16 protein-coding genes are annotated in these 20,664 nt (G+C 66.0%); 8 read left to right on the top strand and 8 right to left on the bottom strand.

All coding sequences use genetic code 11. The features are described 5' to 3' along the window. Positions 1-112 precede the first annotated feature (112 nt). The 3 genes from G471_RS0104630 to rfaE2 all read left to right on the top strand — a co-directional run bounded on the left by G471_RS0104630 (position 113) and on the right by rfaE2 (position 4,316). Positions 113-1,021: a MerR family transcriptional regulator gene (locus tag G471_RS0104630; RefSeq protein WP_028994297.1), complete on the top strand. Its 909-nt coding sequence runs from the start codon at positions 113-115 to the stop codon at positions 1,019-1,021. Positions 1,022-1,192: 171 nt separating this feature from the next. Continuing rightward, positions 1,193-3,787 (top strand): chemotaxis protein CheW, encoded by a 2,595-nt coding sequence (locus G471_RS0104625; protein ID WP_028994296.1) that lies wholly within the window; start codon positions 1,193-1,195, stop codon positions 3,785-3,787. Positions 3,788-3,827: 40 nt separating this feature from the next. Next, positions 3,828-4,316 (top strand): D-glycero-beta-D-manno-heptose 1-phosphate adenylyltransferase, encoded by a 489-nt coding sequence (gene rfaE2 / locus G471_RS0104620; RefSeq protein WP_028994295.1) that lies wholly within the window; start codon positions 3,828-3,830, stop codon positions 4,314-4,316. Positions 4,317-4,324: 8 nt separating this feature from the next. Here rfaE2 and G471_RS0104615 read toward each other — a convergent pair whose 3' ends face one another. The 4 genes from G471_RS0104615 to G471_RS0104600 all read right to left on the bottom strand — a co-directional run bounded on the left by G471_RS0104615 (position 4,325) and on the right by G471_RS0104600 (position 8,152). Beyond that, a complete protein-coding gene (locus G471_RS0104615; protein ID WP_051295290.1) occupies positions 4,325-5,449 on the bottom strand; it encodes an ABC transporter substrate-binding protein in 1,125 nt (374 codons plus the stop codon). Between the two features lie 171 nt (positions 5,450-5,620). Further along, on the bottom strand, positions 5,621-6,469 hold the full coding sequence (locus G471_RS0104610) for an HDOD domain-containing protein (protein WP_028994293.1): 849 nt from the start codon (positions 6,467-6,469) through the stop codon (positions 5,621-5,623). A 22-nt stretch (positions 6,470-6,491) separates the two neighbouring features. After that, a complete protein-coding gene (gene ssb, locus G471_RS0104605; protein ID WP_028994292.1) occupies positions 6,492-6,956 on the bottom strand; it encodes a single-stranded DNA-binding protein in 465 nt (154 codons plus the stop codon). Between the two features lie 11 nt (positions 6,957-6,967). Then, a complete protein-coding gene (locus G471_RS0104600; RefSeq protein ID WP_028994291.1) occupies positions 6,968-8,152 on the bottom strand; it encodes an MFS transporter in 1,185 nt (394 codons plus the stop codon). A 151-nt stretch (positions 8,153-8,303) separates the two neighbouring features. Between G471_RS0104600 and G471_RS19360 the strand changes: the two genes are divergently transcribed. The 3 genes from G471_RS19360 (at position 8,304) to G471_RS0104585 (ending at position 12,182) form a co-directional block, all read left to right on the top strand. Next, entirely contained in the window at positions 8,304-8,888 is a 585-nt protein-coding gene (locus G471_RS19360) for a L,D-transpeptidase Cds6 family protein (protein WP_028994290.1), read from the top strand. A gap of 97 nt (positions 8,889-8,985) precedes the next feature. After that, the gene (uvrA, locus tag G471_RS0104590; protein ID WP_028994289.1) at positions 8,986-11,811 is read left to right on the top strand and encodes an excinuclease ABC subunit UvrA; all 2,826 of its coding nucleotides are present in this window, start codon (positions 8,986-8,988) and stop codon (positions 11,809-11,811) included. Beyond that, the gene (locus tag G471_RS0104585; protein ID WP_028994288.1) at positions 11,808-12,182 is read left to right on the top strand and encodes a diacylglycerol kinase; all 375 of its coding nucleotides are present in this window, start codon (positions 11,808-11,810) and stop codon (positions 12,180-12,182) included. Before uvrA ends, G471_RS0104585 begins: the two co-directional genes overlap by 4 nt. On the opposite strand, the gene G471_RS0104580 is transcribed toward G471_RS0104585, so the two are convergent. The 3 genes from G471_RS0104580 to G471_RS0104570 form a co-directional block, all read right to left on the bottom strand. Beyond that, positions 12,179-12,562, bottom strand: a complete 384-nt coding sequence (locus tag G471_RS0104580; RefSeq protein ID WP_211226387.1) for a hypothetical protein — start codon at positions 12,560-12,562, stop codon at positions 12,179-12,181. The two genes, G471_RS0104585 and G471_RS0104580, sit on opposite strands and share 4 nt — an antisense overlap. 75 nt (positions 12,563-12,637) lie before the next feature. Continuing rightward, a complete protein-coding gene (locus tag G471_RS0104575) occupies positions 12,638-15,997 on the bottom strand; it encodes a UvrD-helicase domain-containing protein (protein ID WP_043420886.1) in 3,360 nt (1,119 codons plus the stop codon). 1 nt (position 15,998) lies between these two features. Continuing rightward, entirely contained in the window at positions 15,999-16,907 is a 909-nt protein-coding gene (locus G471_RS0104570; RefSeq protein ID WP_028994285.1) for an SPOR domain-containing protein, read from the bottom strand. Positions 16,908-17,063: 156 nt separating this feature from the next. Between G471_RS0104570 and G471_RS0104565 the strand changes: the two genes are divergently transcribed. Then, positions 17,064-18,377: a DUF3422 family protein gene (locus G471_RS0104565; RefSeq protein ID WP_028994284.1), complete on the top strand. Its 1,314-nt coding sequence runs from the start codon at positions 17,064-17,066 to the stop codon at positions 18,375-18,377. Positions 18,378-18,383: 6 nt separating this feature from the next. Here G471_RS0104565 and G471_RS0104560 read toward each other — a convergent pair whose 3' ends face one another. Next, complete coding sequence (locus tag G471_RS0104560; RefSeq protein WP_211226385.1) at positions 18,384-19,631, bottom strand: HD-GYP domain-containing protein; 1,248 nt, start codon at positions 19,629-19,631, stop codon at positions 18,384-18,386. A gap of 86 nt (positions 19,632-19,717) precedes the next feature. Here G471_RS0104560 and G471_RS0104555 point away from each other — a divergent pair, with 86 nt between their 5' ends. After that, positions 19,718-20,650, top strand: coding sequence for a phosphoribosylaminoimidazolesuccinocarboxamide synthase (locus G471_RS0104555; protein WP_028994282.1), 933 nt, complete (start codon positions 19,718-19,720; stop codon positions 20,648-20,650). Positions 20,651-20,664 lie beyond the last annotated feature (14 nt).

The following is a 20,664-nucleotide window of genomic DNA, read 5'->3' as shown; positions in this document are numbered from 1 at the left end:
AAACTGGGGCTGGCCGCTATTTTGTCCTGGACAAAAATTATCTTTGTTCGTAAGATAGTCAGCAAATCGATCAATGTCAACTGTTTGTCTAACATTTGTTCAGGACAAAACAATGAGCTCCCCGAATTTCAATATTGCCGCCGTCGAACGCGAAACCGGTCTTTCCAAGGATGTCCTGCGCGTCTGGGAACGCCGTTACGGGTTTCCGTCACCCGAACGCGACAGCACCGGCGAACGCCAGTACAGCGCCGAGCAGGTGGACCGCCTGTGCCAGATAAAACGCCTGATGGACCGCGGCCACCGGCCCGGCAAGCTGATTGCGCTGCCGACCGAGGAACTCGCCGTCCTCGCCCCGCGCCACGCGAATGTTGCCGGCGAACCGGCGGAGAACGCCGACGCCGACGACCTGGCCGCGCTGATTGAGCTGATCCGCCGCCACGACGCGACCGGCTTCACCCAGGCCATGCAACAGCGCGTAGCCCGCCAGGGCCTGCAGCGTTTTGTCCAGGACACCATTGCCCCGCTGTCCTGGCAGATCGGCCAGGCCTGGGAAAGCGGTCGCATCGAAGTTTTCGAGGAACACCTGTTCACCGAACTGAGCAAGCGCCTGCTGCGCCAGAACATCGCCGCGCTGCCGGCCGGCCGGGGCCATCCCCGCATCCTGCTGACCACGGTGCCCGAGGAACAGCATGTGCTCGGCCTGCTGATGGCCGAGGCCCTGTTCTGCCTCGAAGGCGCGGAATGCATCCCGCTGGGCACGCAGATGCCGCTGATGGAGATCGTCCGCGCCAGCGAGGCGCACGCCGCCGACATCGTTGCCCTGTCCTTCTCCAGCGCCTTCCCCGCCCGCCAGGTCGCTCCGTTGCTGCAACAACTGCGTGCCCTGCTGCCCAGCGAAATCTGTTTGTGGGCCGGCGGCGCCGGGGTACAACGGACCGCCGCCATCCCCGGCGTCAGTCTGCTGCTCAGCCTGGAAGACGCGCTGCAAGCCCTGCACAGCCGACAGCAAATGGGCGTTTGAAACCCGACATCGTGTCGCATCGCCCACGGAGAAAATCCGACAAATAGACTGCCACAGTCGCCGAATCCCGCACCCGGCAAGGCATTGAATTATCGGTACATTCTTTGCTTATTCATGCTTCCGTAAAAAAATGCGCCCAGCCCGGGCGCAAAAAACGAGGAGGCAATCCGGATGGCGCTTTACAAGGGAATCGAGATCGACCCGTCGCTAAGTGGCTGCGTGCGTCACATGCAGGGGGTCGAGGACTATCGCGAAGTACTCGGTGGCCTGCAGGCGACCTGGGACACGCTTGGCCTGCTCGGCCAGCTGACCGGCGCCGCCACCGAAATGGCCGGCACCCGCGAAGCCTTCCAGCAATTGACCGGTGACCTGCTCAACCACCTCGGCCGCGAGACCCTGCGCAAATCGGTGGCCGAACTGCGGGCCAAGGCCCAGACCAGCATCGACATCCTGGTCCGCAACCTGTTCGAGCGCACCGCCGACATCGGCTTCCTGTCAGCCGACGACGACATCCGCAATTTCCTGCTCGGCGAAGACGCCAGCCCCGCCCTGCTGCAGGCGCGCTTTCGCGAATATGTCGAGAAATACTCGGTCTATGCCGACATTGTCCTGTTCGCCCCCGATGGCCGCATCCGCGCCCGGCTCCACGAACATCCGGGCGAAACTTCCTGCCATCCGCTGATCAGCGAAGCACGATCGACACCGGCCAGTTATGTCGAATATTTCGGCGAGACCGATTTCCTGCCGGCCGGCAAGCAACTAATCTACGCCTACCGGGTCGAGGACGACGGCGGCAACTGCCTCGGCGTGCTGGCGCTTGCCTTCCGGCTCGCCGACGAAATGCAGGGTATTTTTGCCAACCTGCTCGACGACGGCGACCTGAGCCTGCTGGCGACGGTGGACACCAGTGGCGAAGTGGTCGCCAGTTCATCGCCGATCCAGTTGCCGCCGGGCACCCGCCTCGAACAACGTCTGCTCGACGCCGGAGGCGAAATCATCCGCCTGGCTGGCCGCGAATACCTGGCCTTCGCCCGCCCGGCGCACGCCTACCAGGGCTACCCCGGCCCGGGCTGGCTAGGCCTGGCGCTGATTCCGCTGGAGTTCGCCTTCGAGCGCAATGAAACCAAATTGCTGCAGCACATTGACAGCCAGACGCTGGCCAACGTCACCCGCCACCCCAGCCTGTTTTCCGAAGCCTTGCAGACCATACCGGCCCGCGCCGAGCGCATCCAGGAAGACCTCAACCGCTCGGTCTGGAACGGTTCGGTCCGCCAGGTCGACGCCAGCCAGGGCAATGCCGCTTTCGCCAAGACCCTGCTCTGGGAAATTTCCAATACCGGGCGCAAAACCCAGTCCATCTTCGAGCAATCGATCGGCAACCTGCACCAGACGGTGGTTGCCGCGCTGCTGCAGAACGGCGTGTCGCGGGCGGCGTTTGCCATCGACGTGATGGACCGCAATCTCTACGAGCGCGCCAACGACTGTCGCTGGTGGGCGCTCAACGCCAGCTTCCGCCAGATGCTGTCCGAACCCGCACTGAGCCCGGCGCAGAGTGCGCAATGCGCGGAGATACTGCGTTACATCAATGGCTTGTACACCGTGTACACCAACCTCATCCTGTTCAACACGCAGGGCCAGGTGGTTGCCAGTTCGGCCGACGACAGCGAGTCCCTGGTCGGCAGCCGGCTGCACGAGGAATGGGTCGGCCGCTGCCTGGCCATCGACAACTCGCGCGCCTACGTCTTCTCGCATTTCGCGCCGAGCGCGCTTTACGCCAACCGGCCGACCTACATCTACGCCGCTGCCATCCGCGATCCCGGCAACAGCAAGGTGGTCGGCGGCATCGGCATCGTTTTCGACGGCGCCCCGCAGTTTTCCGCGATGCTCCACGATGCCCTGCCCCGCGACGCCAGCGGCCAGATCGTCGACGGGGCCTTCTCGGCCTTCGTCCGCGAGGATGGGCGCGTGATTTCCTGCACCGATCCGCGTTACCCGGCGAACAGCCTGTTCCCGCTCTCCCCGATGCAGCGCAAGCTCGGCCGGGGCGGCCGCTGCGCCGACATCGTCAACATCGACGCGCAGTATTACGCCGTCGGCACCGCCCAATCGGCCGGCTACCGCGAGTACAAGACCAGCGACGGGCAGGTGGACGACATCCTGGCCATTTCGGCTTTCCCGCTCGGCAGCGTCGCTGTCGGTGAGGCCGCCCCCACCCGGAGCAGTCGCAACAGTACCCAGGGCCGCACACGGCGCGTCGGCAACGGCAACGACCTGCTCGAAATCGCCACTTTCTACATCGGCAAGCAATGGCTCGGCATCCCGACCAACGATGTGGTCGAGGCCATCGACACCGAGGAACTGACACCGGTCTTCGGCGGCAAGAGCGACCTGGTCGCTGGCGTCCGCATGTACCGCGGCAACCTGATCTCGGTGCTACACCTCGAACGCCTGCTGACACCCGGCGCCGACATCCCCGAGCGGGCGCGCCAGATCATCGTGGTCCGTACCCATGGCAAGAGCTGCCTCGGCCTGCTGGTCGACGAACTGGGCGAAATTCCCGAAGTGGCCCGCGAGGAAATCCAGCCGGTCAGCCACATGGCAGCCGCCGGAGACACCCTGACCATCGGCGTGGTCGAAGGCATGCGCCGGGCCGGCGACCGTCACGGCATGCTGTCGATCATCGGCGTCGACCGACTCTGTCGGCGCATCGGCTGCCACTGCCCGGAACAGGAACCGGCCCGCCTGGTTGCGCTGCCGGGCGGCTGAGCGGGGGTACAATGCCGGCCTCAGCCGAACATTGTCCGCCATGAACTACTCGTCCCCCGCCTTCGAAAACAAGATCTGCCCGCCCGATGAACTGGCGCAGCGCTGCGCCGGGCTGGCCCGGCCGCTGGTATTCACCAACGGCTGCTTCGACATCCTGCACCGCGGCCACGTCACTTACCTGGCGCAGGCCGCAGCCTTGGGAACGAGCATGGTGGTGGCGCTCAATACCGACGCCTCGGTCAAGCGACTGGGCAAAGGCGACGACCGCCCGGTGAATGCGCTGGCCGACCGGCTGGCAGTCATGGCGGCGCTCGAATGTGTCAGCCTGGTCACCTGGTTCGACGAGGACACGCCCTTGCAGCGCATCCTCGACTGTCGCCCCGACATCCTGGTCAAGGGCGGCGACTGGCCGGTGGACAAGATCGTTGGCTGCAACGAAGTGCGCGACTGGGGCGGGACGGTGCATTCCATCCCGTTCATCCATCAGAAATCGACGACGGCGCTGCTCGAGAAGATCCGCCGCCTGTAGCCGGCGTCTTACTGAACGACCTGGCCGCCACGGCCAAGCATGGCGAAGTCGACGTAGGTCGAGCCAGTGCGGTCGCTGGCCGAAAAATCGAGGCTGTAACCGCCGAGATCAAGCTTGCGGATCGCCGCCACCGCCTTGCCGGCTTCGGCTCCGCTGGCGGCCCCCTTGCGCAACGCAGCAACCAGCACCTTGGCGGCGATGAAGCCCTCCATCGAACGGGCGCCGAGGTCGGCGTGCTTGCCCTGCCCCTTCAGCTTGGCATACTCGCGCACCAGCGGCAGTACCGACTTGCTTTCCGGCGGCACCACCTGCGAGAAGGCAAAGCCGCGAGCAACTTCTGGCCCGAGCTTGTCGAGCAGGACTTTCGAATCGATGATGGAAAGACCGTAGATCGTCGCAATACCACCGCGCTCGCGGTACTGACGCACAAATTCGACCGCCGCCAGCGTCGTCGCCCCGAGGAAAATCGACGCCGGATTGGCCTTCAGCATCGACTCGACAGCGCCCTCGACCTGGGTCGTATTGCGCTCGTAACCGGCACGCGCAACCAGTTCGATGCCCCACTTGCCCGCCTCGGCTTCGGCGCCAGCGAGCACGTCGTCACCCAGTGCATCCTTCTGGAAAACCAGACCGACACGCTTCTGGCCGACCTGGCCAAGCTGCTGGAAGAGACGTGAAATCTCGGCCCGATAACCGGCCTTAACGATGAAAATTGACGGTTTCCCGGTCACCGAGCTGGCGCCGGACACCGCACCGACCAGGGGCGTGCCACTACGTGCCAGCGCGCCGTCACGTACCAGGGCTTCAACGTTATTGGTACCGACACTGCCGATGAAGGCGACCGGCGCCTCGCGCTCCAGACTTTCGCGGACCAGGCGAACCGTGGTTTCGGGATTCTGGCCATCATCGCGGCTGACAAAGCGCAGCTTGGCGCCGTTGATACCGCCAGTGGCATTGACGTGATCGAAATAGAGCCGGGCGCCAGCGCCAATGGCGCGGCCGGTGACCCCCTGTGGGCCGCTCAGCGGCGCAACCTGGACCACCAGAAGATCCTTGGCGGCTGCAACCTGAGCACCTGACAGCAGAAAGAATTGTGCAGCGACAAGCCGCACGAGGAAGACGAAGGCACGCATGGAGTTTTCTCGGGCAACTCACCGCGATTGCGGCGAGCTATCCCGATGACGGGAAAAATGACCCGGTGATTATCCACGCCAAGAGTTACCAGCCAATTACGGAAACCACCTAGGACGCCCAGCCATTGCGCGTAGGCTTGAACAGTTTCCCAACGGCGACCGGCTGCAGACTTATGCGCCCAACGCCTTCTTCAGCGAAGCGACTTCCTCTTCGGATTCCTCGACGATGGAAGCCAGCGTCTCGGCATCGAACAGGGTATCGAGCATCGAGGTGTCGACCGGCGCGTCGTAGGCCGGATCGCGCCAGCAGGATGTCCGGTTGGCGATCTTGTTGGCCACGTAGAGGACGTCGGACAAGGTCCGGATGTCCTTGATCTCGCGATCGTTTTCGTGCTCCTGCACGGCCAGCAGTACCGACTCCGGCGAGCCTAGCGCCGACAGCAGGGCATGGCCGATGTTGTCGTGCCAGCCGACCAGCAGGGCGTGCAGTTCGGCCTTGTCGGCGATCAGTTCCGGGAAGCCGGCGGCGCGCGACATCAGGTAGAAGACACCGATGTCGTGCACCAGGCCGGTGAACATCGCCTCGTCGCCGTTGATCTTGGCCATCTTGCGAGCCAGCACCCGGGACAGCGCGGCCACATGCGCGGTGTGTTCCCACAGGCGCTTCGAGATTTCCTCGAACGGCTGCATCTGCTTGGACTTGAGCAACTGCTCCATGGCCACGGCAAACGACACCGTACGCACCGCCTCCATGCCGACCCGGATGATGCCGTTCTTGACGTCGGCGATCTCGCGTCCGGACGGATTGAGCGCCACCGAATTGGCCATGCGGATGATCTTGGTACTCATCAGCGGCTCGGCACCGACCAGCTTGGCCAGCTGGTCGACGTTCAGGTTCGGATCCTTCAGTGCGGTACGCACCTGGAAGGTGATGTCGAGGAAGGTCGGGAAGGTGATCTCGTCGCCAGACAAATCCTTGGCGATGTCTTCGAGAACCTTGAAGGTGATGGCTTTGCTCATGGAGAGGCCTCGTTACTGGGGCTCAGAACGGGATGTCGTCACCCAGATCGTCGAAGGAGGGTTTCGGCTTGTTCTTCGGCGGCGCCGGGGAATAATCGGTCGGCTCGTCGTAACCGCCGCCACCGCCCTGCGAAGCCGGCGCGCCCATGCCCTGGCGCGAGCCCAGCATCTGCATTTCGGTACATTCGATTTCGGTGGTGTAACGGTCCTGGCCGTCCTTGTCCTGCCACTTGCGGGTCTTGATGCGGCCTTCCAGATACACCTGCGAGCCCTTGCGCAGGTACTGACCGGCGATTTCGGCGAGCTTGCGGTAGAAGACCACGCGATGCCATTCAGTGATTTCGCGCTTCTCGCCGCTGTTCTTGTCCTTCCAGCTTTCCGTCGTCGCCAGGCGGATGTTGCAGACGGCGTCGCCGCTGGCCGTGTAGCGGGTTTCGGGATCGGCACCGAGATTGCCGACGAGAATCACCTTGTTGACCGAGGCCATGTTCCTGTCTCCTAAGCAGTTTGTCCCGCCGGCGCCGGGCGCCGCTGCGGAAAATTCATCGTACCGGCAACGACCAGCCAGATCAGGGCGAGGACGGTGCAGGCGGAAAACACCGCATTATCACCGAAATGCTGCGCAATGGTGCCCCCGGCTGCTCCGCCGATGAACAGGCCGATCGCCTGGGTGGTGTTGTACACGCCCAGCGCCGCGCCTTTGGCGGCCGGCGGCGCGGTACGCGAGACCAGCGACGGCAGCGTGGCTTCGAGGATGTTGAAGGCGACGAAGAACAGCAGCAGCCACAGGCCCAGCGTCCACAAGCTGGCGCTGAACAGGAACAGGCCGAGCTGGACGCAGGCGGTCAGGGCAATGGCGGCGAGGAAGATCGGCCGCATCTTGTCCTTCTTTTCGGCGGCGATGATCGCCGGCACCATGATCGCGAACGAGGCCAGCACGGCCGGCAGGTAAACCTTCCAGTGTTCCGGCGCCGCCAGGCCGCCCCGGCTGAGCAGCGCGTGCGGCAGGACGACGAACATGGCCATCTGGATCATGTGCAGCGTGCCGATGCCGAGATTGAGCTTGAGCAGGTCCGGATTGGTCAGCACGGTGCGCAGCGGCAGCTTCTGCTGGCCGACCGGTTTCGCGACCGCCGGCACGGCCTTGAGCAGCAGGACGATGGCGGCCAGCGCCAGCACGCCGGTCAGCGTGAACAACCCGCCCATGCCGACCCAGCCGTAGAGCAGCGGCGCGCCGACCAGTGACAGCGCGAAGACCAGGCCGATCGACGAACCGATCATCGCCATCACCTTGGTCCGGTGTTCCTCGCGCGTCAGATCGGCGGCCAGCGCCGTCACCGCCGCCGAGATCGCGCCCATGCCCTGCAGCACGCGGCCGGCGATCATCCAGTGCATGTCCGGCGCCCAGGCGGCAATGAAGCTGCCCAGGGCGAATATCAGCAGACCGGCGATGATCACCGGCTTGCGCCCGACGCGATCCGAGGCCATGCCGAAGGGAATCTGGAATACCGCCTGGGTCAGGCCGTAGGCGCCGAGCGCCAGACCGACCAGCATCAGGTTTTCGCCGCCGGGCATGGTCGCCGCGTGCACGGAAAACACCGGCAGGATGAGGAACAGGCCGAGCATGCGCAAGGCGAAGATGGAAGCCAGCGAGGCGCCGACACGGCGTTCCTGCGGACTCATGCGATCGGAAGGGGAAGACATCGTTATAGGTGTTGTTGCATCGCAGCGAAGCGGCAATATTAGCAGGTTTGCCGAAGCCACCCCGAGCGGCAGCCGGGTTATAGTTGCGCCTATCGTTTCGTCATTTCCCCGTTTTGAACAAGGAGTGCATATGGCAGACAACAACGACGCCTTCCGTCAGGGCATGGCCGCCGGCCTGGTCGCCCTGAGTCTGGGCACCGCCGGCTGCAGCCACACGATGTCGGCGATTTTCGATGCCCCGGAACCGCCGCCGATGGTCGAGGAAGCAAGCGCACCGGCAGCGCCGGCACCTTCCGTCGCCCCGTCACCAGTGGAAGCGACGCCCGCCGCCCCAGCCCCCGCGCCGGTCGCAGAGCCGGCGCCACCGCCCGACAACAGCCTGGCGCTTTTCCTCACCGGCTGGCGCGATGCCTGGGCCGGCCGCGATGTCGCCGCCTACCTGGCGTACTACCACCCCGATTTCAAAGGCAACATGGTCAGCCCGGCGCAGTGGCGCAGCGCCCGCCAGCGCATCATCGGCCGCGCCGGCCAGATCGAACTCGAACTCGGCCAGCCGGAAATCCGCCGCGAGGGCGCCGACCGTGCCTGGCTGACCTTCGACCAGCGCTATCGCTCGCAGGCGCTGAGCGACCAGGGAATCAAGCAGTTGCAACTGCGTCGGATCGACGGTCGCTGGCTGATCGAGCAGGAAGTGTTCACCCCACGCCAGCGCTGAGCCCAACGGAAGGCTGTACATCCATACAGCCTTCCGTGCAAAACACGCCGCTTTTGCGTATAGTTGGCGCTCCCCAACCCACGCAAAAAAGACGGCGATGGAAACCCTGCGCATCCGCGGCGCCCGCACCCACAATCTCAAGAACATCAACCTCGACCTGCCGCGCGATCAACTGATCGTGATCACCGGCCTGTCCGGTTCCGGCAAGTCCTCGCTGGCTTTCGACACGCTTTACGCCGAAGGCCAGCGGCGCTATGTCGAATCGCTGTCGGCCTACGCCCGGCAGTTCCTGCAGTTGATGGAAAAGCCCGACGTCGACCTGATCGAAGGCTTGAGCCCGGCGATCTCCATCGAGCAGAAGGCGACCAGCCACAACCCGCGCTCGACCGTCGGCACGGTCACCGAAATCCACGACTATCTGCGCCTGCTCTACGCGCGCGCCGGCACGCCCTACTGCCCGGACCACGACAAGCCGCTGGAAGCGCAGACGGTGTCGCAGATGGTCGATCACGTGCTGGCGCTAACGGCCGAGACCAAGTTGATGATCCTGGCGCCGGTCGTTGCCAACCGCAAGGGCGAGCAGCTCGACCTGTTCGCCGAACTGCGCGCCCAGGGCTTTGCCCGCGTCCGCGTCGACGGCACCGTGTACGAACTCGACGCCGTGCCCAAGCTGGCCAAGTCGCAGAAGCACAACGTCGATGTCGTCGTCGACCGCCTGAAGGTGCGCGACGACATGCGCCAGCGCCTGGCCGAATCCTTCGAGACCGCGCTGCGCCACGCCGAAGGCCGGGCCATCGCGCTGGAGATGGATTCCGGCCAGGAACACCTGTTCTCGGCCAAGTTCGCTTGCCCGGTCTGCTCATACGCGCTGCAGGAACTGGAACCGCGCCTGTTCTCGTTCAACAACCCGATGGGCGCCTGCCCGAAGTGCGACGGTCTCGGTGTCATCCAGTTCTTCGACCCCAAGCGCGTGGTCACGGCGCCGCACCTGTCGCTGGCCGCCGGCGCGATTCGCGGCTGGGACAAGAAGAACCAGTTCTACTTCCAGATCATCGAATCGCTGGCCGAGCACTACGATTTCACGGTCGACACGCCGTTCGAGCAACTTTCCGACGACGTCCGCCAGATCATCCTCTACGGTTCCGGCAGTACCGCGATCAACTTCCGTTACGCCAACGAAAAGGGCACGCGCTTCGATCGCAGCCACAGCTTCGAGGGCATCATCCCCAACCTCGAACGGCGTTACCGGGCGAGCGACTCCAACGCCGTGCGCGAGGAGTTGTCGAAGTACATCAGCAACTCAACCTGCCCGACCTGCAACGGCACCCGCCTGCGCGTCGAGGCCCGCCACGTGCGCGTCGGCGACAAGACGCTGCACGAGATCAGCCGCCTGCCGCTGGGCGAGGCGCGCAATTACTTCAACTGCCTGCAGCTGCCCGGCCATAAAGCGCAGATCGCCGACAAGATCCTCAAGGAAATCACTGCCCGGCTGACTTTCCTGATCGACGTCGGCCTCGACTACCTGTGCCTCGAACGCTCGGCCGAAACCCTGTCCGGCGGCGAAGCGCAGCGCATCCGCCTGGCCTCGCAGATCGGTTCCGGCCTGACCGGCGTCATGTACGTGCTCGACGAGCCGTCGATCGGCCTGCACCAGCGCGACAACGACCGCCTGCTGCAGACGCTGCGCAACCTGCGCGACATGGGCAACACCGTGCTCGTCGTCGAGCACGACGAGGACGCCATCCGCACTGCCGACTACGTCATCGACATCGGCCCCGGCGCCGGCGTGCACGGCGGCTCGGTGGTCGCCGAAGGCACACCGGCCCAGGTCGCCGCCAACCCCGCCTCGCTGACCGGCGCCTACCTGTCCGGCGTGCGCGAAATCGCCGTGCCGCAGAAACGCCGGCCACCAAACCCGGACAAGCAACTGCAGGTGGTCGGCGCCTACGGCCACAACCTGCGCGACGTCACGCTGGAGATTCCCGGCGGGCTGTTTACCTGCGTCACCGGCGTCTCCGGCTCGGGCAAATCGACGCTGATCAACGACACGCTCTACGCCGCTGCTGCCAGGCACCTCTACGGCTCGACCACCGAACCCGCACCGCACAAGGAAATCCTCGGTCTCGACCTGTTCGACAAGGTGATCAACGTCGACCAGTCGCCGATCGGCCGCACGCCGCGCTCCAACCCGGCCACCTACACCGGCCTGCTGACGCCGATCCGCGAACTGTTCTCGCAAGTACCGGAGTCGCGCGCCCGCGGCTACGGCCCCGGCCGCTTCAGCTTCAACGTCAAGGGTGGCCGCTGCGAAGCCTGCCAGGGCGACGGCATGATCAAGGTCGAGATGCACTTCCTGCCCGACATCTACGTCCCCTGTGACGTCTGCCACGGCAAGCGCTACAACCGCGAGACGCTGGAAATCCAGTACAAGGGCAAGAACATCCACGACATCCTCGGCATGACCGTCGAGCAGGCGCGCGAATTCTTCGACCCGGTGCCGGTCGTCGCCCGCAAGCTGCAAACGCTGGTCGATGTCGGCCTCTCCTACATCACCCTCGGCCAGGCGGCGACCACGCTGTCCGGCGGCGAAGCGCAGCGGGTGAAACTGGCGCTCGAACTCTCGAAGCGCGACACCGGGCGGACGCTGTACATCCTCGATGAACCGACCACCGGCCTGCATTTCGCCGACATCGAACTGTTGTTGAAAGTGCTGCACCGCCTGGCCGACCACGGCAACACCATCGTCGTCATCGAACACAACCTCGACGTGATCAAGACCGCCGACTGGATCGTCGACCTCGGCCCCGAAGGCGGCGGCGGCGGCGGTCGCATCCTGGTCGCCGGCACGCCGGAACAGGTCGCGAAGTGCAAGGCCAGCCATACCGGGCGCTTCCTAAAACCCCTGCTGGAAAAGAAAAAGTGAGCGAATACAAGGAATTCAAAGGCAAGCAGGGCCTCGTCCGCCTGTTCAACGCGCTGGGCTACTCGCGCGACGGCCTGACCGCCGCCTGGAAGAACGAAGCCGCCTTCCGCGAGGAAGTCCTGCTCGCCATCGTCGCCATCCCGCTCGCCATTTTTCTCGGCGAAACCGGCGTCGACCGGGCGCTGATGATCGGCAGCGTCCTGCTCATCCTGATCGTCGAAATCCTCAACTCCGGCCTCGAAGCCGTGGTCGACAAGGCCTCGCCGGAAAAGCACGAACTCGCCAAGCGCGCCAAGGACATGGGCAGCGCTGCGGTGCTGCTGTCGCTGGTCAATGCAGCGACAGTCTGGGCCTGTGTGCTGTGGCCTTAACCCTCACCTGACGCCGCGTCGTCGCCTGGCTCGGCAGCGGCAAGCAGCCGGGCCACGACGACTTTTGCGTCGGCGTAGATGTCCTGCGGGCCGAAGCGTTTTTCCAACCGCTCGATTCCCCGGCTCAGCGACGGCGCCAGTCGAACGCCAATCTCTTCCAGGCTCAAGCCGGAGCGATCCAGCGACAACAGCAGATCGCGGGACGAAACGTCCCGGACGCCATTTTCCAGCAGCGCGTAAAAGACACTGCGCGAGATGCCGAAATGCGCCGCCACCCGGTTGCCGACGGCGTGACCCGACGTCGGTCCAAATTGCCGCCAGAAGAAGACGATCAAGCCAATCACGGCCACTAGGCCAAGCACACCGGGAAAGTAACCCAAAGTCAGACTCCTTGTGAATCACGCAGATTGGCAATCTGCTGCTGGGGAAAGTATATGTCAGGAGATGCGGCGCGCCTAAGCGGTGGGAGACAGCACCACCAACCGCCCCTGCAGCACGAACCACACCGCCAGCTTGAGCGGCTGCGGCTCGTCGGCGAACAGCGCGGCGTAACGTTCGAGCTGCGGGCGGAAGCTTTCGGCACGGTCAGCGAGTTCTTCCGGCGCGGCGCGCACGGTCTTGTAGTCGACGATCCAGCGCACGCCGTCAGCGATGAATACGCGGTCGATCACGTGCTTGACGGTCAGTTCGCCATCGCGGCTGGTCCATGCCTGTTCGGCGGCGCCGCCGGGATGGTCGGCGAGCAGCCAGCGGCCGGTGGCGGAGGTCAGCGTCGTTTGCAGCGCGCTCAGCGCTTCGTCGGCGCCGGCTTTGGCCTGGCTGGCGTCCAGGCCCTGGGCGCTTAGCCAGCGCTGCCAGCCGTCGACCAATCCGGGCAAACGCTCGGGGGGCCAGGCGGCGAGGCCTTGGCGGACGATCAGTTCGAGGCAGCGATGCACCAGCGTGCCGACTGCTGCTTCCGGCGTGGCGGCGGTTGCGGCGTCGGCCGTGTCGATGCGGTTGGCAGCCGGGCGTGACGGGGGTCGCGCCAGTTCGGCCGGTATCGCCGGCTCGGCCAGGCGCAACAGCGGCGGAACGAAGGTCGAGCCATCCTCGGCCGGGACGATGTCGGCCGGCGCATCGCCGGCCAGCGCTGCGGCGAAAACGGCCTGGCCGACGACCGGCCAGAGCAGGCGCAAGAAGCTGCCGGACGGCGGCTGACGCAGGCCGTCGTCGCTCTTGTCGCTGAGTTCGGCGACGCCAACCAGATGCAGGCGGCGGATCGCCCGGGTGGCGGCGACGTAGAGCAGGCGCTCGGTTTCGTGCGCGGCGCGGGCGTTTTCCAGGCGGCGCAGGGTGTCGTAGACGGTCGGCTCGTCGGCGCGTTCGCCGCGCGCGCGCAGCGGCGCGACCAGCAGGCGCTCGCGGCCGTCGGCGCCGAGCACTTCGTCCCAGAGCAGCAGCGGGCTGTCGTTGTTGCCGGTGTCGCGATGCAGGCCGGGCACGATCACCGTTTCGAACTCCAGCCCCTTGGCCTTGTGGATGGTCATCATCTGCACCGCGTCGCCGAGCGGGTCGGCCGGCGCGTAGAGTTCGCCGACACGCGCGGCGAGCGTCTCGGGGTCAAGGCGGTGGGCGGCGGCAAGCTGTTCGACCAGGGCGAAGAAGGCCTCCACATCGGCCAGCGCCGCCGGCGCTTCCAGGCAGCGCGGGCCGCCGAGCATCAGCCAGACGCCTTCGAGCCAGCGCCGCGGCGGCTGGCGGTCACGCTCGGCCAACGCCAGGCCGACGACCTCGCGCAGATGCTGCAGGCGTTGGCGACCGTCGGCGCTGAGCGCGGCCAGCCGCGCCTCGTCGTTGATCAATTGCCAGACGGTGCGCTGTCGGTCGTTGCCGGCGAGCGCGTGCAGGTCGGCCAGGGTCAGCCCACACCACGGCGCGCGCAGGATCGCCAGCCAGTGCACGCGGTCGGCGCGGTGGCTGAGCGCACGGTAGAGGCTGAGCAGGTCCTGGATGTGCTGGCGCTCGGCCAGGCCTTCAATCTCGACCGCCTGGAAGCGCAGTTCCGGCGACTGACGGCGGATCGCCTCGACCAGGCCGTCGAGGTGGCGGCGGGCGCGCACCAGCACGGCGATGCGGCCCTGCGGGTCGGCCGCCCGGGCGGCGCGGATCAGTTCGAGCGTCAGCGCCGCCTCGGCGGCAGCGCCGTCGCCGCGCTCGAACACCGGGTGCAGGACGACGCCGCTGTCGGCAACCGCCGTCTTGGTCGCCGTCGATTCGGCGTAGCAGACGGCGCCGGCGGCCGGGTCGTCGGCCGGCGGAAAAATCGCCGGGAAGGCGCCATTGACCCAATCGACGATGGCCGGGTGGGAGCGGTTGTTGCGGTACAGGCGCAGGTGTTCGAGGCGCAGGTCGCCGATGCCGCGGGCGCGGACGTTGAGGAAGAGCCCGACGTCGGCCTTGCGGAAACGGTAGATCGACTGCATCGGGTCGCCGACGACGAACAGCGTGCGTCCGTCGTCCGGCGTCCAGCCGCGCATCAGCCGGGCGATCAGGGCGACCTGGCCGGGGCTGGTGTCCTGGAACTCGTCGACCAGCAGGTGACGGATGCGGTAGTCGAGCGCCTGGGCGAGGTCGGTCGGCGCCTCGTCGTCGCCAAGCGCCAGCCCGGCGCGGGCGGCAATCTCGATGAAATCGACTTCGCCGGCTTCCTGGAAGGCCAGCCACAACTGGCCGGCGGCGAGCCGGAGCAGGCGCGAGAAGTCTTCGACGGTCGACCACTCGGCGTCGCTCAGCACCGGTGCCGGCAGCCCGCCGATACCAGCGAGCGCGGCTTCCAGCCCGGGCACGTCGGCCAGTTCGGCGAGCAGGCCGGCCATCGCCGTTTTCTGCTCGGCGAATTCCTTGCCGGCCGGGAAACCGACGTTCTTGTTCAACGCCTTGCGGAAACCGCCGTCGGCGGTCAGCAGCAGGCCGGCCAGCGCGCGCCAGGCGGCGAGGTCGGCACTGTGCGGGCATAAAGGCTGCTGCCAGTCGAGCAGCGGCGCCAGCACTTCCGGCGCGTTGGCGGCGGCGAAGCGGGCCAGCGGCGCCAGCCGCGCCTGCCAGGCGGCGTCGAGCAAGGCGGCGGCGCGCGCCAGCTCGCGCTCGACCAGCGCGGCGAAACCAGCTTCGACCTCGTCGCGCAGGACGCCGCCGTCGACGCGGGCGGCGTGCTGCAGCCACTGGTCACGCCGGCCGAGCATGCTCACCAGCAGGCGTTCGAGACGACCGGCGTCGTTGTCCATGAAGGCCAGCGCTGCGGCGACGACGGCGGCGTCGGGCGTGTCGGCCTCGACCATGGCCAGCGTCCGCCGCGCCGCCGTCGCGTAGTGCGCCTCGGCATCGTCGGTAACCGCCGGCTGAGCGCCGAAGCGGGAGAGGAAAGGCATCTGCCGGGCCAGCCCGGCGCACAGCGCGTCGAGCGTGGTGACGCGCAGCCGACCGGGATGCGCGAGCAGGTTCCAGCCCAGCTCGCGGTCGCGGGCCAGGACAGCGAGCGCCCACTTGCGTGTTTCGAGCTTGTGCGGCGCCAGTTCGCCGGCGTCGCGGGTGGCCGCTTCGAGGCTGCCGAGGATGCGGTCGCGCATCTCGGTCGCCGCCTTGTTGGTGAAGGTCAGCGCCAGCACCTCTTCCGGCGCATCGACGATGGCCAGCAGGCGCAGCGTGCGCTGGGTCAGCAACTCGGTCTTGCCGGCGCCGGCCGGCGCTTCGACGATGAAGGAAGCAAGCTCGAGCGCGCGCCGGCGGGCTGCGGCGTCCTCTTGCAGGCGATCAGCGATCAGGTCGCTGCTCATCTCAGCGCTTTCCCGGCAGCGCCTGCAGCGTCATCTGCGTTTGCGCACGAACGTCGCCGAGCCGGCGCGACCAGGGTTTGCCGGCGCGCAGGGCCGCCGGCAATTCCGGCATCGCCCGGCGGGCCGCAGCGACATCGGCAAAGCGCCCGTAAAGCAGCGCGTACCAGCGCTGACCGTCGCGTTCGAAGCTCAGCAAGGCCAGCTCACGCTGCCAGGGATGACGCCGAGCGACAGCCCGCGTTTCGGCCTGGCTGATCGAGGCAAAAACCTGGATCGTTGCCGCGTCGACGGGTGCTGCCAACCAGGCGGCGGTGGCCGGATCGCCGGCCGATGGCACCGACTGGGCCGAGATCCGTTCGGGTTCGGGCAGTGGGGTCACCGGTGCTTCGACGATAGGCGGAGGCGCGCTGACTACTGCCCTTGTCGGTTCTGCCGGCGGCACCTTGAGCTCGGCAACCGGCGCCGGCGCGTCGGCGACAAACCCCAACGCGGTCGCCCGTTGGTAGTAAGCTGCCGCACTTTCACCGGCCTGCGCCGGAACCAGTTCGGCGGCCAGCAGTTCGGCGAGGTTGAACAGGGCCGCCGGATGATCCTGGCGACCGGCCAGTCGCCACCAGTGGGCAGCGCCGGCGTAATCGGCCTGGAACATGTTGAGGTAGTTGCCCAGGTTGAACTGCGCCTCGGCATGGCCGGCCTCGGCCGCCTTGCGCAGGTATTCGAGTCCGCGCGCATTGTCGGGCGCAACGCCCTCGCCGGCAAAATATCGCAAGGCCATCCGGTAATCCGCGCCCGGGTCGGCGACCACGCTGAGACGCGGCGTCTCGGCCCCGGCGGGCAAAGCCAGCCCCTGCGCCAGCGCGAAAGCCGGCAACAGGCCGACGAAGAAAAACAGGGTGCGGATGATGGCCATCGAAACTCTCCGTGGATTCGGCCGGTATTCTAAAGCCCGTTGGCGCCAGCGGCGCGCTTTTGCATGCCTTTGTCTTTTCTCGGGGAAGCGGGCACGGCGGCAAAACCCGGTGCTACAATCTGCTGCACCGCACCAAACCCTTGCCCCGAGACGGTCATGCACCCGCGCCTGATACTCGCCGAACTGGAAGAACACCCGCTCCGCCAGCGCCTGAACAACGAGTTCCACGCTCGTCCATCGACCGCGCTGAGCGGCGCCGTACTCGTCTCGCACCTGGTCTTCAAGCACGCGGCGACGACCGCCGAGGCGGAACGGGCCAACCTGTCGAAGCTGTGCCAGGGCCACGTCTGCAACTCGATCGACAGCTCTGACTCGCACCTGATGATCGAAACCGGCGCCTTCCGCATGCGCTGGGAGTTGCACACCGAGTTCTCAACCTACACCTTCTATCGCGAACTGACCCCGGGCGAGACGCTGCACCCCGACGTCACCGCTTTTGACGCGGTACATCCGGAATGGCTGAGCGGCATTCCCGGCAAGCTGATGGTGGCAACCCATGTCGAACTGCGGTCGACCGCCGAAATCAGCCCGGAATCGGTCCTCGCCGGACTCTCGCCGAGCGGCCGGGCGCTCGGTGGCGCCCGCGTCGCCGACGACGCGGCCTGGGTGTTCACCGATTTCAAGATCGACAACGGCTTTTCGCGCTTCCTCGTCCTCAACGACGGCATGACCCAGCGCCAGGCCGGCCGCACCGTGCAACGCTTGGTCGAGATCGAGACCTACCGGATGATGGCGCTGCTCGGCCTGCCGGTGGCCAAGGAAGTCGGCGCCTGGCTGTACACCGGCGAGAAGAAGCTGGCCGAGCTGATGGAACGCATCGGCGAGGCCAAGAATCCGGAGGACGAGCGCAGCGTTCTCGCCGCACTGTCGGCGCTGGCTGCCGACGTCGAGAACTCGGTCGCCCGCACCACCTTCCGCTTCGGCGCCTCGCGCGCCTACCACGGGCTGGTCGCGCAACGCATCGAGGAACTGCGCGAGACGCGCATCCCCGGCCTGCCGACGCTCTACGAATTCATGCAGCGCCGCCTGCTGCCGGCGATGAAGACCTGCGAGGCGATCAGCCGCCGCCAGGAAGAACTGTCAGCGCGCGTCGCCCGCAACAGCCAGTTGCTGCGCACCCGCGTGGACATCGAACTCGAGCGCCAGAACCAGGAGCTGCTGACCCAGATGAACAGCCGCGCCAAGCTGCAGCTACGCCTGCAGGAAACGGTCGAAGGCCTGTCAGTGGTCGTGCTTACCTACTACGGCTCGCAACTGGTGCAATACCTGACCAAGGGCAGCAAGGACCTGCACCACCTCAACCCGGACATCGTCACCGCGATCTCGATCCCGGTGATTGCCGGCCTGGTCGCCTGGGGCACGCGGCGCATGCGCCGCAAGCTCGCCGCCGAGGAAACCGGCGGCCACTGAGTCGACTCAGCCCGCCGGTCTGGCTGCTGCCATCGCGGCCGGCAGGTCGGCCAGGGTCAAGGCCACCAAATCCGCATCGACCCGTCCCTGGTCCACCAGTTCCTGCATGAATGCCGCAACTTTTTCCGCCGGCAGGCCGGTGCGATACGGACGATCCTGCGCCATCGCCTGAAAGATGTCGGCGACGCGCAGTATCCTGGCTTCCAGGCACAGGCGCTCGGCGCTCACCCGGAAGGGGTAACCGTCGCCGCCCGGTGATTCATGGTGATACGCTGCCCACAGCGCGATCTCGTCAAAGCCGGGAATCGGCTTGAGGATCTGGTAGGTCTCGAAACTGTGCGCATTCATCACCTTGCGCTCGCGCTCGTCGAGCTTGGCCGGCTTGTCGAGGATTTCATCCGGCACCCGCAACTTGCCGATATCGTGCAGCAGACCGGCAATTTCCAGCTGCTCGCAACGCGCCGCCGGCAGGTCGCAACGTTCGCCCAGCCAGCGGGCAAGCCGGGCGACACCGAGCGAATGTTCGGCGGTGAACGGGCTCTTGGCGTCGACGATGCGCGAGAAGATGGTCGCCAGTTGTTTCAGCTCACCGATGTTCATCACATGGCGGCGCCCGCGCGTGCGCATGTCGTTGAGGTAGGTCTGGATGCTGCGCGGCTCCAGGTTCAGCCAGAAGGATTCCGAGCGCGACGCTTCAAGGAACAGATCGACCAGTTCAGGCGCGAAAAAACTGCCCGAGCGCGCACTGATTTCACCCCGGATACGCTCGGTATGCATCAACAGGCTGCCGTCAGCGTAATGCGGCGCGGACAGCGCATCGACCCGGTCGACGAGGTAGATCAAGTTGGCCTGCAGGAGCACCTGCCGGTCGTGGTCGCGCTGGACCAGGTCGGCCCAGTGCGTGTGGTGCAGACGAACGGGCTGCGCCATGTCGGCCAGCGGCGCGAAATCACGCAGCAGTTCGTAGCCGGTCAGACAATGCTTCTGCGAGCTCTCCCAGTCGAATTCCTTGACCAGATGACCATGGGTAACCGTAGACGAGACACCGATATCGTGCAGCAGGCCAAGGTCGAAGATGAAACGCGTTTCCTCATCGCTCACCCCCTGGCTACGCAAACACTCGGCGGCCATGATGCCGACGCGCTTGCCGTGCGCCAGATCGTCGATACCGACCAGATCGAGGGCATCGGACAGGGCGTAGATGACGGAACGGAGATCGGCGCCAAGGAGCGCGTGAGGGTGGTGTGTGCTCATGGGAAGATTATGCATCAATCGCTGCCCGGTGCCTTGGCCGCGCCCCTCCCTTATAATTCGCCCTTTGATCTTTCGGGACCACGACCGTGACCGCTCCGCTTTTCGAATCTTCCATCACCAGCCTGCCGCTCCTGTCCAAGGGCAAGGTCCGCGACATCTACGCGGTCGACGCCGACAAGCTGCTGATCGTCACCACCGACCGCCTGTCGGCCTTCGACGTCATCCTGCCGGACCCGATTCCGAAGAAGGGCGAAGTCCTGCAGGCCGTCGCCAATTTCTGGTTCGACAAGCTCGGTCACATCGTTCCCAACCAGCTCACCGGCGTCGATCCGGAATCGGTGGTGGCTGAGAACGAACGCGATCAGGTGCGTGGCCGTGCCGTCGTCGTCAAGCGCCTGAAGCCGCTGCCGATCGAAGCCGTGGTCCGTGGCTACGTGATCGGCTCCGGCTGGAAGGATTACCAGCAGACCGGCGCCATCTGCGGCATCGCGCTGCCGGCCGGCCTGAAGATGGCGCAGAAGCTGCCGCAGCCGATCTTCACGCCGGCAACCAAGGCGGAAGTCGGCGATCACGACGAAAACGTGTCCTTCGATCAAGCTGCCGCCAACTGCGACGCGACGCTCAACGACATGCTCAAGGGTACCGGCAAGACCGGCGCCCAGCTCTGCGCCGAAGCGCGCGACGCGGCCATCCGCCTGTACCAGGAAGCGTCCGACTACGCGGCGACGCGCGGCATCATCATTGCCGACACAAAGTTCGAGTTCGGCATCGACGCCGCCGGCACGCTGCACCTGATCGACGAAGCGCTGACCCCGGATTCGTCGCGTTTCTGGCCGGCCGACCAGTACGCCGAAGGCAGCAACCCGCCGTCCTACGACAAGCAGTACGTCCGCGATTACCTGGAAACGCTGGACTGGGGCAAGGTTGCTCCCGGGCCGAAGCTGCCGGCCGAAGTCGTCGCCCGGACCAGCGCCAAGTACATTGAGGCCTACGAAAAGCTGACCGGTAAAACACTGTAACAAAGCGCCGGGAA

This window comes from Azonexus hydrophilus DSM 23864, from assembly GCF_000429605.1.
Classification (GTDB): Bacteria; Pseudomonadota; Gammaproteobacteria; order Burkholderiales; family Rhodocyclaceae; genus Azonexus; species Azonexus hydrophilus.
This window is presented reverse-complemented; position numbering and strand designations above follow the sequence as displayed.